The 14,705-nt window shown below is 59.0% G+C and carries 15 protein-coding genes and 1 tRNA gene; 9 read left to right on the forward strand and 7 right to left on the reverse strand.

Translation table 11 applies throughout. The annotated features are described in order from the left end of the window. Positions 1–5: 5 nt before the first annotated feature. Positions 6–1,313 (reverse strand): CYTH domain-containing protein, encoded by a 1,308-nt coding sequence (locus ATE40_RS17795; RefSeq protein WP_063918722.1) that lies wholly within the window; start codon positions 1,311–1,313, stop codon positions 6–8. 278 nt (positions 1,314–1,591) lie between these two features. Here ATE40_RS17795 and ATE40_RS17800 point away from each other — a divergent pair, with 278 nt between their 5' ends. Together ATE40_RS17800 and ATE40_RS17805 are read left to right on the forward strand one after the other, a co-directional pair. Further along, complete coding sequence (locus ATE40_RS17800; protein WP_019453078.1) at positions 1,592–2,212, forward strand: TIGR04211 family SH3 domain-containing protein; 621 nt, start codon at positions 1,592–1,594, stop codon at positions 2,210–2,212. 122 nt (positions 2,213–2,334) lie between these two features. Further along, positions 2,335–3,579 carry a multifunctional CCA addition/repair protein gene (locus ATE40_RS17805; RefSeq protein WP_063918721.1) on the forward strand — a complete coding sequence of 415 codons (1,245 nt, stop codon included), beginning with the start codon at positions 2,335–2,337 and terminating at the stop codon, positions 3,577–3,579. A 39-nt stretch (positions 3,580–3,618) separates the two neighbouring features. Here the strand turns inward: ATE40_RS17805 and bacA are convergent, their stop codons facing one another. Together bacA and folB are read right to left on the reverse strand one after the other, a co-directional pair. After that, positions 3,619–4,443 (reverse strand): undecaprenyl-diphosphate phosphatase, encoded by an 825-nt coding sequence (bacA, locus tag ATE40_RS17810; protein ID WP_025160107.1) that lies wholly within the window; start codon positions 4,441–4,443, stop codon positions 3,619–3,621. A 132-nt stretch (positions 4,444–4,575) separates the two neighbouring features. Then, positions 4,576–4,935: a bifunctional dihydroneopterin aldolase/7,8-dihydroneopterin epimerase gene (gene folB, locus ATE40_RS17815; protein ID WP_019453081.1), complete on the reverse strand. Its 360-nt coding sequence runs from the start codon at positions 4,933–4,935 to the stop codon at positions 4,576–4,578. Positions 4,936–5,042: 107 nt separating this feature from the next. Here folB and plsY point away from each other — a divergent pair, with 107 nt between their 5' ends. Then, the gene (plsY, locus tag ATE40_RS17820; protein ID WP_025160108.1) at positions 5,043–5,681 is read left to right on the forward strand and encodes a glycerol-3-phosphate 1-O-acyltransferase PlsY; all 639 of its coding nucleotides are present in this window, start codon (positions 5,043–5,045) and stop codon (positions 5,679–5,681) included. A 30-nt stretch (positions 5,682–5,711) separates the two neighbouring features. Here plsY and tsaD read toward each other — a convergent pair whose 3' ends face one another. Next, the gene (tsaD, locus tag ATE40_RS17825; RefSeq protein ID WP_025160109.1) at positions 5,712–6,725 is read right to left on the reverse strand and encodes a tRNA (adenosine(37)-N6)-threonylcarbamoyltransferase complex transferase subunit TsaD; all 1,014 of its coding nucleotides are present in this window, start codon (positions 6,723–6,725) and stop codon (positions 5,712–5,714) included. Between the two features lie 325 nt (positions 6,726–7,050). Here tsaD and rpsU point away from each other — a divergent pair, with 325 nt between their 5' ends. The 3 genes from rpsU to rpoD all read left to right on the forward strand — a co-directional run bounded on the left by rpsU (position 7,051) and on the right by rpoD (position 11,150). Beyond that, entirely contained in the window at positions 7,051–7,266 is a 216-nt protein-coding gene (rpsU, locus tag ATE40_RS24330) for a 30S ribosomal protein S21 (protein ID WP_001144069.1), read from the forward strand. 136 nt (positions 7,267–7,402) lie between these two features. Further along, a complete protein-coding gene (gene dnaG / locus ATE40_RS17830) occupies positions 7,403–9,151 on the forward strand; it encodes a DNA primase (protein ID WP_019453084.1) in 1,749 nt (582 codons plus the stop codon). Positions 9,152–9,308: 157 nt separating this feature from the next. After that, positions 9,309–11,150: an RNA polymerase sigma factor RpoD gene (gene rpoD, locus ATE40_RS17835; protein WP_019453085.1), complete on the forward strand. Its 1,842-nt coding sequence runs from the start codon at positions 9,309–9,311 to the stop codon at positions 11,148–11,150. Positions 11,151–11,206: 56 nt separating this feature from the next. Here rpoD and ATE40_RS17840 read toward each other — a convergent pair whose 3' ends face one another. Further along, positions 11,207–11,659, reverse strand: coding sequence for a nuclear transport factor 2 family protein (locus ATE40_RS17840; RefSeq protein ID WP_084799181.1), 453 nt, complete (start codon positions 11,657–11,659; stop codon positions 11,207–11,209). 16 nt (positions 11,660–11,675) lie between these two features. Continuing rightward, the gene (gene mug / locus ATE40_RS17845; protein ID WP_063918720.1) at positions 11,676–12,164 is read right to left on the reverse strand and encodes a G/U mismatch-specific DNA glycosylase; all 489 of its coding nucleotides are present in this window, start codon (positions 12,162–12,164) and stop codon (positions 11,676–11,678) included. Between the two features lie 146 nt (positions 12,165–12,310). On the opposite strand from mug, the gene ATE40_RS17850 reads away from it, so the two are divergent. Next, a tRNA-Ile gene (locus tag ATE40_RS17850) sits at positions 12,311–12,386 on the forward strand. Between the two features lie 114 nt (positions 12,387–12,500). Here the strand turns inward: ATE40_RS17850 and ATE40_RS17855 are convergent. Then, positions 12,501–12,905 (reverse strand): winged helix-turn-helix transcriptional regulator, encoded by a 405-nt coding sequence (locus ATE40_RS17855; protein WP_019453088.1) that lies wholly within the window; start codon positions 12,903–12,905, stop codon positions 12,501–12,503. Between the two features lie 96 nt (positions 12,906–13,001). Between ATE40_RS17855 and ATE40_RS17860 the strand changes: the two genes are divergently transcribed. Together ATE40_RS17860 and ATE40_RS17865 are read left to right on the forward strand one after the other, a co-directional pair. Next, entirely contained in the window at positions 13,002–13,610 is a 609-nt protein-coding gene (locus ATE40_RS17860; RefSeq protein WP_063918719.1) for an FMN-dependent NADH-azoreductase, read from the forward strand. Positions 13,611–13,751: 141 nt separating this feature from the next. Then, positions 13,752–14,654, forward strand: coding sequence for a pirin family protein (locus ATE40_RS17865; protein WP_063918718.1), 903 nt, complete (start codon positions 13,752–13,754; stop codon positions 14,652–14,654). The last annotated feature ends 51 nt before the right edge of the window (positions 14,655–14,705 follow it).

The raw sequence follows: 14,705 nt of genomic DNA on the forward strand, positions 1-14,705 counted from the left end.
CTGGATTAACGAAGCGCGCCGTTTAACCAGAATGGCGCATGCGATAAGGCCTGTTTGCGGCTGGCTTCATACCAGCCCTGGCGGCGCTCGCTCAGCGCCGCCTGCAGCTCGCGCCAGGCGTCGATATAAGGCCCGGTCTGCTCGTCGGGGTAGGCGCCCGACAACAGGATCAGCGCCGCAATCTGACGCGTCAGGCGCGGCAATTGTTCCTGATATTCATCTTCGTTCAGCGTACGGCTGAAGGCTTCTTTCAGCTCGGCGCCGCTGCGCCCCAGCATGATATCGCTGAAGCGTTTGAAAGAACCGTCCAGCTTGGCCTGCGCTTTGGCGTCGATAAACGGCCGCCAGGCGCCGCTCACCAGCCATGATGTGAGTGCCAACTTACATTGTAGGTAAGCGGCGCTATAGCACAGGCTCTCGGGTTGCGCGGCTTTGTCCGCCAACAGCGGTTCGAGCTCGGCCAGGCGGGCGCGCAGATCGGCGCTGGCCTTGCGCGGCACCAGGCCGCCGAAGATCACCAACGCCTGGCGGATCGTGCCGACCGCCTCGATGACCGCAGCGCGCGCCTGCGCATCGCCGCGCAGCCACAGCTCTTCATGATACTGCCAGTGGCTGAGCGCCAGCTCGAAGGCGGCGATCATTCCCTGCTCCACGGTCGCCTTCGCCGCCGGCTTCAGCACCCGCAGCGGGCGCACCTCGCGCGGTGGATTACCCTGCGCCAGATGGTAGCCGCGCGCCGCCTTACTCAGGCTGCCCTGCCGCAGCCCGCCATGCGCCGCCAGCTCGCCGGCCAACGCCAGCAGATCGGCGGTGTTGCCGTTCAGCAGCTCCAGTTCGATCTCGCTCAGGGCTTCGCTGAGATCGCCGGCGCGCACCTCCCCCTGATCCAGGCCAATCTCGATCTCGCTTTGGCCGTAAGTAACCACCCACTTTTCACGCGCGAAGTCGGTACGGAACAGCGGCTGCAACGCCTGCTGCAGCGCCGTGATATCGCAATCCTGCGGCCAGATGTCGGCAGGGAACTGCGCCAACGCCAGCTGCGGCTCGGCGATAGCGACGTTGTATTCCGGGCGCTGATGCAGGCCGGCCACCACTTTACCGGCGGTTTTGATGGTCATTTCATAGCGATCGTCAAAACCGCGAATGCGCAGCCCCATATCATGACTGCGCAAGAAGTTGTCGGCCGTTTCGAAGTAAATGTTGGTCAGCTTTTGCGGCGCGGAATACTGATGCGGCCAGGCGGCGAGCCATTGCGGCAACGCGGCCACCGCTTCTGGCGCGGCAATGAATTTCAGTTCAATTTCAACGGTCATAATTCTTTAACACCAATAAGTTACGCATTCACGTCTGTTTCAGCGCGGCGCGCTCGGCCCGCCGCATGCTGCCCAATGACGCACAGTTGCCATTATCTTACCGCGATTTCCGGCGCCTTAACCCTGCTGACTGTAGAAAAAACCTGTTACGTTATAAAACGCTGCGCAACTCACAGAATCAGCCACAGTAAGATAGTTCTCATTCCGGTTTTGGCGTTGCGTCGTCAGACTGAACGCTCTACTATCGTTCCATAAATTCACCCAGAAACGATGAACTAATGCAGAAATTACGCCTGATTTGCCTTGCCGCGCTGAGCTTCAGCATCACTTGGGCCGCACATGCCGAAGATAAACGCTATATCTCCGATGAGTTAAGCACTTACGTCCATAGCGGCCCAGGTAATCAGTACCGTATTGTCGGCACTCTGAACGCCGGTGAAGAAGTCACCCTGCTGAGCGTCAACGACAGCACCAACTACGGCCAAATCCGCGATCCGAAAGGCCGCACCACCTGGATCCCGCTCGATCAGCTCAGCCAGACGCCAAGCCTGCGCACCCGCGTGCCGGAGCTGGAACAACAGGTGAAAACCCTGACCGACAAGCTGGCCAACATCGATAACACCTGGAACCAGCGCACCTCGGAAATGCAGGAAAAAGTCGCGGGCAGCGACAGCACCATCAGCAGCCTGCAGAAGGAAAACCAGGATCTGAAAAACCAGCTGGTGGTCGCGCAGAAGAAGGTGAACGCCGTTAACCTGCAGCTCGACGACAAACAGCGCACCATTATCCTGCAGTGGTTCATGTACGGCGGCGGCGTCGCCGGCGTCGGTTTGCTGCTGGGCCTACTGTTGCCGCACCTGATCCCACGCCGCAAAAACAACAATCGCTGGATGAACTGATCTCAGTATCGTTCAGTTTGAGTATGGGCGCCTGCGGGCGCCCTTTTCATTGGTGCCGACATCCCACGGCCAATTCATGTAATCTGATAGACAGAGCCTTACACGATATTCAGGAGTCAACAGTGCAGATTTATCTGGTCGGCGGCGCCGTTCGCGACAGCCTGCTCAACATTCCGGTGGTCGATCATGATTGGGTGGTGGTGGGCGCCACGCCGGCAGAGCTGCTGGCGTTGGGTTACCAGCAGGTCGGCAAAGATTTTCCGGTGTTCCTCAATCCCGAGACTCACGAGGAGTATGCGCTGGCGCGCACCGAGCGCAAATCCGGCCAGGGATACACCGGCTTTACCTGCTATGCCGCGCCGGACGTGACGCTGGAAGAAGATCTGCTGCGGCGCGATCTGACCCTCAACGCCATCGCCCGTTCCGCCGAGGGGGAGCTGATTGACCCTTATGGCGGCGTGGCCGATCTGCAGGCGCGCGTGCTGCGCCACGTTTCCGACGCTTTCGGCGAAGATCCGCTGCGCGTACTGCGCGTGGCGCGCTTCAATGCCCGCTTCGCCCATCTGGGTTTTCGCATCGCCGACGAAACGCTGGCTTTGATGCGCCAGATGGCGCACAGCGGTGAACTGGCCGCGCTGACCGCCGAACGCGTCTGGAAGGAAACCGAAAAGGCGCTGCAGAGCCAGAGCCCGCAGGTCTATTTTCAGGTCCTGCGCGACTGCGGGGCGCTGGCGGTGCTGTTCCCGGAAATCGACGCGCTGTTCGGCGTGCCGGCCCCCGCCAAGTGGCACCCGGAGATCGATACCGGCGTACATACGCTGATGGCGCTGGCGATCGCCGCCCGCCTCACTCCCGAGGTGGACGTGCGCTTCGCCACCCTGTGTCATGACCTCGGCAAGGGCTTGACGCCAAAAGAGTTCTGGCCGCATCACCACGGCCACGGCCCGGCGGGCGTGCGGCTGGTCGAAGCGCTGTGCCAACGGCTACGGGTGCCCAACCCAGTGCGCGATCTGAGCAAGCTGGTGGCGGAGTACCATGATTTGATCCACACCGTGAACAAGCTGCGGCCGGAGACCCTGTTGAAGTTGTTCGACGCCATCGACGTCTGGCGCAAGCCGCAGCGGCTGGAGCAGATGATCCTGACCAGCGAAGCGGACGCGCGCGGCCGCACCGGCTTTGAGGAGAACCCTTATCCGCAGGGCGACTATCTGCGCCAGGCGTATCAGGTAGCGAACGCGGTATCGATCAAAGAGGTGGTGGCCAGCGGGCTGCAGGGTACCGCGATCCGCGACGAGCTCAAACGCCGCCGCCAACAGGCGCTGGCCGAGTGGAAGCGCAGCCAAACCATCATCAACGATCAGGCATAAAAAAACCCCGCTGAGCGGGGTTTTTCCTGGCATAGAGGCTTACAGGAACACCATGTAAACCACGGCCGCCACGATAAAACGGTAGATGGCGAACGGCACAAACGAGATGCGTTTGATCAGCGACAGGAAGGTCTTGATCGCAATCAGCGCCACCACGAAGGCGGTGATGAAACCGACGGCGAACATCGGCAGATCGCCCCAGGTCAGGAAGTGCAGGCTCTTGTACAGATCCAGGCCGCTGGCGCCGATCATCATCGGCACCGCCAGGATGAAGGAGAACTCGGAGGCCGCATAGCGGTTCACGCCCACCAGCATGCCGCCGGCGATGGTGGAACCCGAACGGGAGAAGCCCGGCCACAGCGCCAGACACTGGAAGCAGCCGATCATGAACGCCTGGCGGTAGGTGATGTCATCCAGCCCTTCCGCGCTCGGTTTCTTCGGCTTCAACCATTCCGCCGCCAGCAGCAGCAGGCCGCCGACCACCAACGCGTACATCACGTTTTTCGGCGCAAACAGCGACTTGATGAAATCATGGAAGGCCAGGCCCAGCACCACCGCCGGGATCATCGCCAGCAGGATGTGCCCCAGCTTCAACTGACCGCTGGTTTTGCCTTCATGCTCCACCGGCTTGCCGCCGAAATGAATGCCGATCAGGCCGAACAACCGGCGCCAGAACATCACCACCACGGCCAGGATTGACCCCAGCTGGATAATCACTTCAAAGGTTTTGGCTTTGTCGCCGGTAAAGCCCAGCCACTCGCCGACGATGATCATATGCCCGGTGGAAGACACCGGCAGAAACTCGGTTAATCCCTCGACAACCCCAAGAACAAACGCAATAAACAATGAATGCATGTCTGCCATGTGCTTCGCTCACCCCATAAAATAACGGCTATCACATAAAAAAGCGGCAATGTTTAAAGACAATGCCGCTAAAACAATTCTCAGGATTAAGACCAGGTTAACGGCCTTTCGTTGCAAGCAAATGACATAAAATCATGCGGGACGAGTGCCGCGCTCAATGATCACGCCGACCCGGCTGGCATGTGCTACAGCGCCCGGTTTGCTGACCTTAATACGGACCCAGGGGGAATTGAAGCGCTGAAGCAAAATTTCAGATATTTCCTCCGCCACTCGTTCCACCAGCGCAAAACGGTTCGACTCCACGTGCTGGATCACGGCGTCGCTGACGTCGGCATAGCTCAGACAGTCAGTTACGTCGTCGCTGGCGGCGGCCGGCCGGTTATCCCAGCCCATTTCGATATCGAACACCAGCTTCTGACGAATGCCCTGTTCCCACTCATAAACGCCAATGGTGGTAATTACGGTAAGCTCTTCAATAAATACGATATCCATCACGTCATTCTCTGTTTTTGGCCTTGCCGGATACCACTTCCAGCGGAATGTGCGTATTATCCATAGATGTTGCGAGTAAAACGACCATTATTAAACGGAACCGCGTTATGAGTGCTACCGCGCTTGGCATGATTATCTTCGCGTATCTGTGCGGCTCGATTTCCAGTGCGATCCTGGTTTGCCGGATCGCCAGGCTGCCGGATCCGCGTGAGCATGGCTCAGGAAATCCCGGGGCGACCAACGTCCTGCGCATCGGCGGCCGGCTGGCGGCGGCGGCGGTGCTGGTGTTCGATATTCTGAAAGGGATGTTGCCGGTCTGGCTGGCCTATAAACTCGATGTGCCGCCGCTGTACCTCGGCCTGACGGCGATCGCCGCCTGTCTGGGGCACATCTATCCGGTGTTCTTCCACTTCCGCGGCGGCAAAGGCGTGGCGACGGCGTTTGGCGCCATCGCGCCTATCGGTTGGGATCTGACCGGCCTGATGACCGGCACCTGGCTGCTGACGGTGCTGCTCAGCGGCTACTCTTCGCTCGGCGCCATCGTCAGCGCGCTGATCGCCCCGTTCTACGTCTGGTGGTTCAAACCGCAGTTCACCTTCCCGGTAGCGATGCTCTCCTGTCTGATCCTGATGCGGCATCACGACAATATCCAGCGCCTGTGGCGCGGTCAGGAAGGCAAGATTTGGGGCAAGTTCCGCAAGAAGAAAAACGCGGCGGATAACGGCGACCAGCCGAAAGACGAATAGCAGAAGGGCCGGATGATCCGGCCCTTTGTTTTATACCGCAGGCAGTTCCGCCAGCGGCCAGCGCGGCCGCACCGAAACGCTCAGCTCCGGGTTGGCGCCGCTCTTCAGGCGCACCATGCCGGCATAGGCGATCATCGCGCCGTTGTCGGTGCAAAATTCCGGACGGGCATAGAACACTTCCCCGCCGCGCTTGTGCATCATCTCCGCCAGTTTGGCGCGCAGCGTGCGGTTAGCGCTCACGCCACCGGCCATCACCAGCCGTTTGAAACCGGTCTGCTCCAGCGCGCGCTTGCATTTGATCGCCAACGTATCCACCACCGCATCCTCGAAGGCGCGGGCGATGTCGGCGCGCGTCTGATCGTCGTCGCCGTTGGAGCGAATGGTGTTGGCGGCGAAGGTTTTCAGGCCGGAGAAGCTGAAGTCCAGCCCCGGGCGATCGGTCATCGGCCGCGGGAAGGTGAAACGCCCCGCCGTGCCCTGCTGCGCCATCTTCGACAGCATCGGCCCGCCGGGGTAATCCAGGCCGAGCAGCTTGGCGGTTTTGTCGAACGCTTCACCGGCGGCGTCGTCGATCGATTCGCCCAGCAGTTCATACTCACCAATGCCGGTGACACTGATCAGCTGAGTGTGGCCGCCGGAGACCAGCAGCGCGACGAACGGGAACGCCGGCGGGTTATCTTCCAGCATCGGCGCCAGCAGGTGGCCTTCCATATGGTGCACCGGCACCGCCGGCACGTTCCAGGCGAACGCCAGCGCGCGCCCGACGGTAGCGCCGACCAGCAGCGCCCCCACCAGGCCCGGCCCGGCGGTATAAGCCACGCCGTCGATGTCGGCCGGGGTCAGGTTGGCCTCTTTCAGCGCCGCCTGAATCAGCGGCACGGTTTTGCGCACGTGATCGCGGGAAGCCAGTTCCGGCACCACGCCGCCGTAGTCGGCGTGCAGCTTCACCTGGCTGTATAATTGGTTGGCCAACAAACCGGTTTGATCGTCATACACTGCAATTCCGGTTTCATCGCAGGACGTTTCTATACCCAGTACTCGCATTACATTTCCCATCATTCACGTGCGGCCGCCAGTCTACCACATTCCGCCGCATTTACCGCCGGTGCAGCGCATCTTGTCACCGGCTCGCGCCTATGTCGATGATTCATCCAGAAAATGCCCGCGCGATTAAACACGAGCATTTTTTTCTGATTAGTCTATAATCAGCGCCCGGTGCAAAATTGCGCACGTTGCGGCAGAGCGACGCGGGTTTCAATTTGCGGTGATGCTTTACAAAGCAGCATCCATTGGAGTAAAATTCCGCACCATTTTGAAAAGGCTGGCGCTTGGCCAGCAGCAAACCGAATTTTATTGAGGTGAGAGGCACATGCCGGTAATTAAAGTACGTGAAAACGAGCCATTTGACGTTGCTCTGCGTCGTTTCAAACGCTCTTGCGAAAAAGCGGGTGTTTTAGCTGAAGTTCGTCGTCGTGAGTTTTATGAAAAACCAACTACCGAACGTAAACGCGCTAAAGCTTCTGCTGTGAAACGTCACGCGAAGAAACTGGCTCGCGAAAACGCACGCCGCACTCGTCTGTATTAATTCTTCGGGGGCAACCCCACCGCGTGAATTTCTGATTTTCAAAATCGCGCAGACCGAGTAGTTGCATACGAAGGCCGTGCTTTCCGAAAGGAATGCGCGGCTTGTTCTCGTTTATAGGCTAATGAAGTAAGGGCTTATGGCTGGACGAATTCCGCGCGTATTTATCAATGACTTGCTGGCTCGCACCGACATCGTCGATTTGATCGACGCCCGCGTGAAGCTCAAGAAGCAAGGCAAGAACTACCACGCGTGCTGTCCGTTCCACCACGAAAAGACGCCTTCATTTACCGTTAATGGCGAAAAGCAGTTTTATCACTGTTTTGGATGTGGTGCGCACGGCAACGCCGTCGACTTTTTGATGAATTACGACCGACTCGAGTTTGTCGAAACCATCGAAGAGCTGGCGACCATGCACGGGCTGGAAGTGCCTTACGAAGCAGGCACCGGGCCAACCCAGATCGAACGCCATCAGCGCCAGAGCCTGTACCAACTGATGGAACAGCTCAGCGCGTTCTATCAACAGTCACTGCAGCAGTCCTCCGGGGCGCCGGCGCGCAACTATTTGCAGCAGCGCGGATTAAGTGACGACGTTATTCGCCATTTCGCCATCGGCTTCGCGCCGGCGGGATGGGACAACGCCCTGAAGCGTTTCGGCCGCGACGCCGACTCGCGCCGCGCATTGAACGATGCCGGCATGCTGGTGACTAACGATCAGGGGCGTTCGTACGACCGTTTCCGCGAACGGGTGATGTTCCCCATCCGCGACAAGCGCGGGCGCGTGATCGCCTTCGGCGGCCGCGTATTGGGCGACGGCATGCCGAAGTACCTGAACTCGCCGGAAACCGAAGTTTTCCATAAGGGCCGCCAGCTGTACGGCCTGTATGAAGCACAGCAGAACCACCCTACCCTGCAGCGGCTGCTGGTGGTGGAAGGGTATATGGACGTGGTGGCGTTGGCGCAATTCGGCATCGATTATGCCGTCGCCTCGCTCGGAACCTCGACGACAGCTGAACACATTCAGCTGCTGTTCCGCGCCACCGACAACGTCGTCTGCTGTTACGACGGCGACCGCGCCGGCCGTGAAGCGGCCTGGCGAGCGCTGGAAACCGCGCTGCCGTACCTGAATGACGGGCGCCAGCTGCGGTTCATGTTTTTGCCCGACGGCGAAGACCCGGACACGCTGGTGCGCAAAGAAGGCAAAGAAGCCTTCGAACAACGAATGGAGCAGGCGCAACCGCTGTCCACGTTCCTGTTCGAAAGCCTGCTACCGCAGGTGGATCTGAGCAGCCCGGACGGGCGCGCCAAGCTGAGCACGCTGGCGCTGCCGCTGATTACTCAGGTGCCGGGCGAAACGTTGCGCTTGTACCTGCGTCAGGAGCTCGGCAACAAGCTGGGGCTGCTGGACGACAGCCAGCTCGACAAGCTGATGCCCAAGCAGGCTGAAAATGCGAATCCTTATCAGGCGCCCCAGCTAAAACGCACAACCATGCGTATACTGATAGGGTTACTGGTGCAAAATCCGCAGTTGGCTACACTTATCCCTTCGCTGGAAGGGTTGGAGCAGACCAAACAGGCGGGATTGCCGCTGTTCGTCGAACTGGTGCAGACCTGTTTGGCGCAGCCGGGCCTGACTACCGGGCAATTGCTGGAGCTGTATCGCGACAACAAATTCAGCCAGCAGCTTGAAACCTTGGCGACATGGAACCATATGATCGTTGAGGACATGGTCGAACAGACCTTTTTGGATACGTTGGCCAGCCTGTACGACTCGGTGCTCGAGCAACGGCTGGAAACGCTGATCGCCCAGGCCAGAACGCGCGGCCTGAGCCCGGAGGAACGTGAAGAAGTCCGTTCTCTCAACCAGGTTTTAGCGAAGAAAAACTGAATACCAAACGGCTTAAGTGCCGATAATTGCGAGGGCAGAGCCCTGCACAGTGCCGCCATAGTGGGCCGCGGCGATAACGAAAACGCCCCAAATGCTATTGTTGGCGGTTTCGCCGACCGACACCAACCTAAATACTCTGAAGTGTGGATACCGTCTTATGGAGCAAAACCCGCAGTCACAGCTGAAGCTACTTGTCACCCGTGGTAAGGAGCAAGGCTATCTGACCTATGCTGAGGTCAATGACCATCTGCCGGAAGATATCGTCGACTCCGATCAGATCGAAGACATCATCCAGATGATTAACGACATGGGCATCCAGGTGATGGAAGAAGCACCGGACGCCGATGACCTGCTGCTCGCCGAAAACTCGAACAGCACGGACGAAGATGCGGAAGAAGCCGCCGCACAGGTTCTGTCCAGCGTGGAATCCGAAATCGGCCGCACCACCGACCCGGTGCGCATGTACATGCGCGAAATGGGTACCGTCGAACTGCTGACGCGCGAAGGCGAAATCGACATCGCCAAGCGCATCGAAGACGGCATCAACCAGGTTCAGTGCTCGGTTGCCGAATACCCGGAAGCCATCACCTATCTGCTTGAGCAGTACGATCGTGTCGAAGCGGGCGAAGCGCGCCTGTCCGACCTGATCACCGGCTTCGTCGATCCTAACGCGGAAGAGGACATCGCCCCAACCGCCACCCACATCGGTTCTGAACTGTCGAGCGAAGAGCAAGACGACGACGACGAAGATGAGGACGCCGAAGACGACGATACCGAAGACGACAACAGCATCGATCCTGAGCTGGCGCGTCAGAAGTTCGCCGAGCTGCGCGATCAGTACGAAGCAACCCGTCAGATGATCAAGAAAAACGGCCGCAGCCATGCCAGCGCCGCGGACGAGATCCTGAAGCTGTCTGAAGTGTTCAAGCAGTTCCGCCTGGTGCCGAAACAGTTCGACTTCCTGGTCAACAGCATGCGCACCATGATGGACCGCGTTCGCACCCAGGAACGCATCATCATGAAGCTGTGCGTTGAACAGTGCAAAATGCCGAAGAAAAACTTCGTCACCCTGTTCGCCGGCAACGAAACCAGCGATTCCTGGTTTGAAGCCGCGCTGGCGATGGCCAAGCCATGGTCGGAAAAGCTGAAAGACGTTGCTGAAGACGTGCAGCGCAGCCTGCAGAAACTGCGTCAGATTGAAGAAGAAACCGGCCTGACCATCGAGCAGGTCAAAGACATCAACCGTCGCATGTCGATCGGTGAAGCGAAAGCTCGCCGCGCGAAGAAAGAGATGGTTGAGGCCAACCTGCGTCTGGTTATTTCTATCGCCAAGAAATACACCAACCGCGGCCTGCAGTTCCTGGATCTGATCCAGGAAGGCAACATCGGCCTGATGAAAGCGGTAGACAAGTTCGAATACCGCCGCGGTTACAAGTTCTCGACGTACGCCACCTGGTGGATCCGTCAGGCTATCACCCGCTCCATCGCCGACCAGGCGCGCACCATCCGTATTCCGGTGCATATGATTGAGACCATTAACAAGCTCAACCGTATTTCGCGCCAGATGCTGCAAGAGATGGGCCGCGAGCCGACGCCGGAAGAGCTGGCCGAGCGCATGCTGATGCCGGAAGACAAGATCCGCAAGGTGCTGAAGATCGCCAAAGAGCCAATCTCGATGGAAACACCGATCGGCGACGACGAAGATTCGCATCTAGGCGACTTCATCGAGGATACCACCCTCGAGCTGCCGCTGGACTCCGCGACCTCGGAAAGCCTGCGTTCCGCCACCCACGACGTGCTGGCCGGCCTGACCGCGCGCGAAGCGAAAGTGCTGCGCATGCGTTTCGGTATCGACATGAACACCGACCACACGCTGGAAGAGGTAGGCAAGCAGTTTGACGTTACCCGTGAGCGTATTCGTCAGATCGAAGCCAAGGCGCTGCGCAAGCTGCGTCACCCAAGCCGCTCCGAAGTGTTGCGCAGCTTCCTGGACGACTAAGTCCGGCTGCCGCATCAAAAACAAAAAACCCCGGCCTGCCGGGGTTTTTTTATGCCTCAGAACATGCTCTTGCCACTGGCGGTCTTCTCCGGCACCGGCTGCGTCACGTCCCAGTGCTCGACGATTTTTCCGGCGCTGTCGAGACGGAAGATATCGACGATCGCCGCCGTCTTGCCGGCCTCGCGTCCGCTGACCTCCACATGCAGGATCACGTAGTCGCCGTCGACGAACGCCTGTTTAATCTCGCTGTGCGAGTTGGGGTAACGCGTTTTCAGCAGCTCGACAAATTGACGAAATCCCTCCACGCCGTCTTGGGCATTGGGGTTATGCTGCTTGTACTGCTCACCCAAAAACGGCCGCGCCGCCGCAAAATCCTTGTTGTTGAGCCCCTGCCGATAAAACTCCAGCACGTTCTGCTGGTTGCGCACTTCCTGCGGCGAATGCCCCGCCTGCGCGGCGCCGGTCACCAACAGCAGCGCCATCAAACAGCCTTTCATCATCGATGTCATCGCACACTCCCTTATGTCATTGCAGCGCCAGGAACAGCTCACGATAGCTGGCGGTAAGCTGCTCCAGCGTGGCGCGGTTCAATCCGCTGGGGTTGGGCAATACCCACACCTCGGTTTCCCCCAGCATCATCACCTGCTTGCCCCAGGGCGCGTTTTTCACCTCGAAGGCGGTGGTGAACGCCTGCTTGCCCAGAATCGCCAGCGCACGCGGCTGATAGCGCAGGATCTTCTCTTGCAGCGCCTCGCCACCGCTGCGCAGCTCATCGCGCGACAGCTCGCTGGCTGCCACCGTCGGGCGCGCCACCAGTGCGGTAATGCCGCAGCCGTTGTCCTTCAGCTGTTGCCACTGCTCCGGCGCCAGCTGGCTCGCGGTAAAGCCGGCCTGATGGATCACCTTCCAGAAGCGGTTGCTGCCGTTGGCGAAAGGATAGCCCTGATGGGCGGAAGAAAGGCCGGGATTGATGCCGCAAAACACCACCCGCAGGTTGGGCGCCAGAAGTTCCATGAGTATCGTGAGTCCATTGCAGGGATTTACTGCGGTTATCGCAAAATCCGCCAGCAATTACAACAGGCTAGAACTGCGCAGAAAAGCAACATACGGGCGGGTAACAGTAGACCGATGCTTAAGGATTCCCTATAATCTCGCGGCTTGGCCCCTTAGCTCAGTGGTTAGAGCAGGCGACTCATAATCGCTTGGTCGTTGGTTCAAACCCAACAGGGGCCACCAAATTATCAAGGGGTTACGTTCACAGCGTAGCCCCTTAGTTTTTTCTGCGGCGCAACCAGGCATTCGCCTCTTTTGGCAACCGAACGCAAATTTCATTCGCTTCCCTGCAGCCTCTTACCGTGACTTAGCATCGTCACAAGCCTCTCGGTTTTGCTCATCGAATGCGGTTCTGGCCGCATCAATGTCGGCAATATGTTCATTCGCCCAGGTTCCCAACGCGATGACCGGCACCGTCAATGAGCAACCGAGCGGCGTCAATTCATATTCGACATGCGGCGGCATGACGGCAATAACCGTCCGCTTGACCAATCCGTCCCGCTCCATACTGCGCAGGCACAGCGTCAACATCCGCTGAGATATCCCATTGATTGTACGTTTTATTTCAGTAAATCTGCGCGGCCCGTTCGCCAAGAACATAATGATCAGGACACTCCATTTTTCACCAACGCGCGCCAATACCTGACTGATCTTTTGGCAGTCAGCATGTCTTAAATCTCGAGGTTGATTAGTCACATTCATGATACCGGGTTCTCCTAATGTGCCTTATTGTCTGCCATTTTAGGACATGGTTATATTGTTATCCCTAGTTACCATTTTATACCTAAGGATCTCTCTATGACACTGCTTCATGTCGACTCCAGCATTCTCAACGAGCAGTCGGTTAGCCGCCAGCTCACGGCGGCGATCGTCAAACATCTGTCTGCGGCTAAGCCAGACGCCAGGCTCATTCATACCGACCTTGCCGCCGACCCGATTAACCACCTTTCCAGCGCCGAATTTCTGGCCCTGCAGGGCGTGGAACCTCAAGACGAGCACGTCAAACAGGCCGTTGCCCGTAACGCCAAACTCGTCGACGACTTCCTTGCCGCCGATATCATCATCGTCGGCGCCCCTATGTATAACTTCACGCTGCCTACTCAGCTGCGCGCCTGGCTTGATCGGCTCGCGGTACCCGGCAAGACGTTCCGCTACGCGGAAAACGGCGCGGAAGGGCTGGCCAAGGACAAACGCGTTATCGTTGCCTCCACCCGCGGCGGTCTGTATGGCGAAGGCGCGCCGTCGGCCTTTCTCGACCATCAGGAAACCTATCTGCGCAGCTTCTTCGGTTTCCTTGGCATTACGGACATCACCTTCATTCGAGCTGAGGGACTGGCGCTCGGCCCGGAAAATCGCACGGCCGCCATCGACGCGGCGGTGTCTCAGGTTGGCAGCCTGACCGCTTGAGCTTCGGCCAATTCGGAACAGCACTGTCATGTTGACGACTCAGCCTCATTTTCGGGGCTGAGCACTGGGCATACGGCCCAGCGCCATATTGCTCCCCAACAACCATTTGCACCAGACCGGCAACCCGCAGGAGCCACCATCATGAACGCCATGTTTTCCACACCACGTTCCCCCAGCTCACGACGTATTGCGCAGCGCACTCGCGGCCACGGGCAGGGCCCGATAACCCGACTGATGAGCCCGTCCGACCTGGGCCAGGTGATTAAACCTTTCGTCTTCCTCGATCTGTTCGATGCGGATCAGCGCACCATGGCAATGCTGGCCAACATGCCGCTGCATCCGCATTCAGGCATAGCCACCGTGACCGTGCCGCTCGAAGGCGCTTTTCACTACGAAGATCCCGCCAGTGGCACTGTCGGGACGCTCGGCTATGGCGCGGTAGAGTGGGCGCGTGCCGGCGGTGGGATGTGGCACGGCAAAGAATTGTCCGCCACGGATACGCCGCGCATCCGAGGATTCCAGCTCTGGTTGGCCCTGCCCGCCGAGCTGGAGAACGGTGAACAGGAAAGCCGTTATATCGAAGCCCGGAACATGCGCCAAATCGGGCCGGCGCATATCATCGTCGGCAACCATGAAGGCGTGCAAAGCCCGGTGCCCGCGCACGAAGACATCAATTATTTGCTCGTCACCCTCAAACCCGGCGAAAGCTGGACTTACCTCCCGCCAGCCAAGCATTCAGTCGGCTGGCTCGCGCTGGCCAAAGGCCGGCTCAGCGCAGACGCGCCTATCAACGCGGGCGAGATGGTGGTATTCGAACCGGGGGAAATGCCCATAGCGCTCGAAGCATCCGGCAATGAAGATGCCGTATTCGTTCTCGGCTCAGCCGTGCCTCACCCGTATCCGCTGCACCTCGGTTCCTATTCGGTACATACCTCAGCATCCGCGCTGGAAGCCGGCGAACGTCGCATCGCCGAACTGGGGCGCAGACTTAAAGAGGCCGGCGAGCGGCGTACGGCCTCGGGCACGATCCCCATCTTCCGATGACGTTGATGATGGGATCACAATCTGCGACGAACGATCCAGGGCAGGCTAATC

The sequence above is a fragment of the Serratia surfactantfaciens genome (assembly GCF_001642805.2).
Classification (GTDB): Bacteria; Pseudomonadota; Gammaproteobacteria; order Enterobacterales; family Enterobacteriaceae; genus Serratia; species Serratia surfactantfaciens.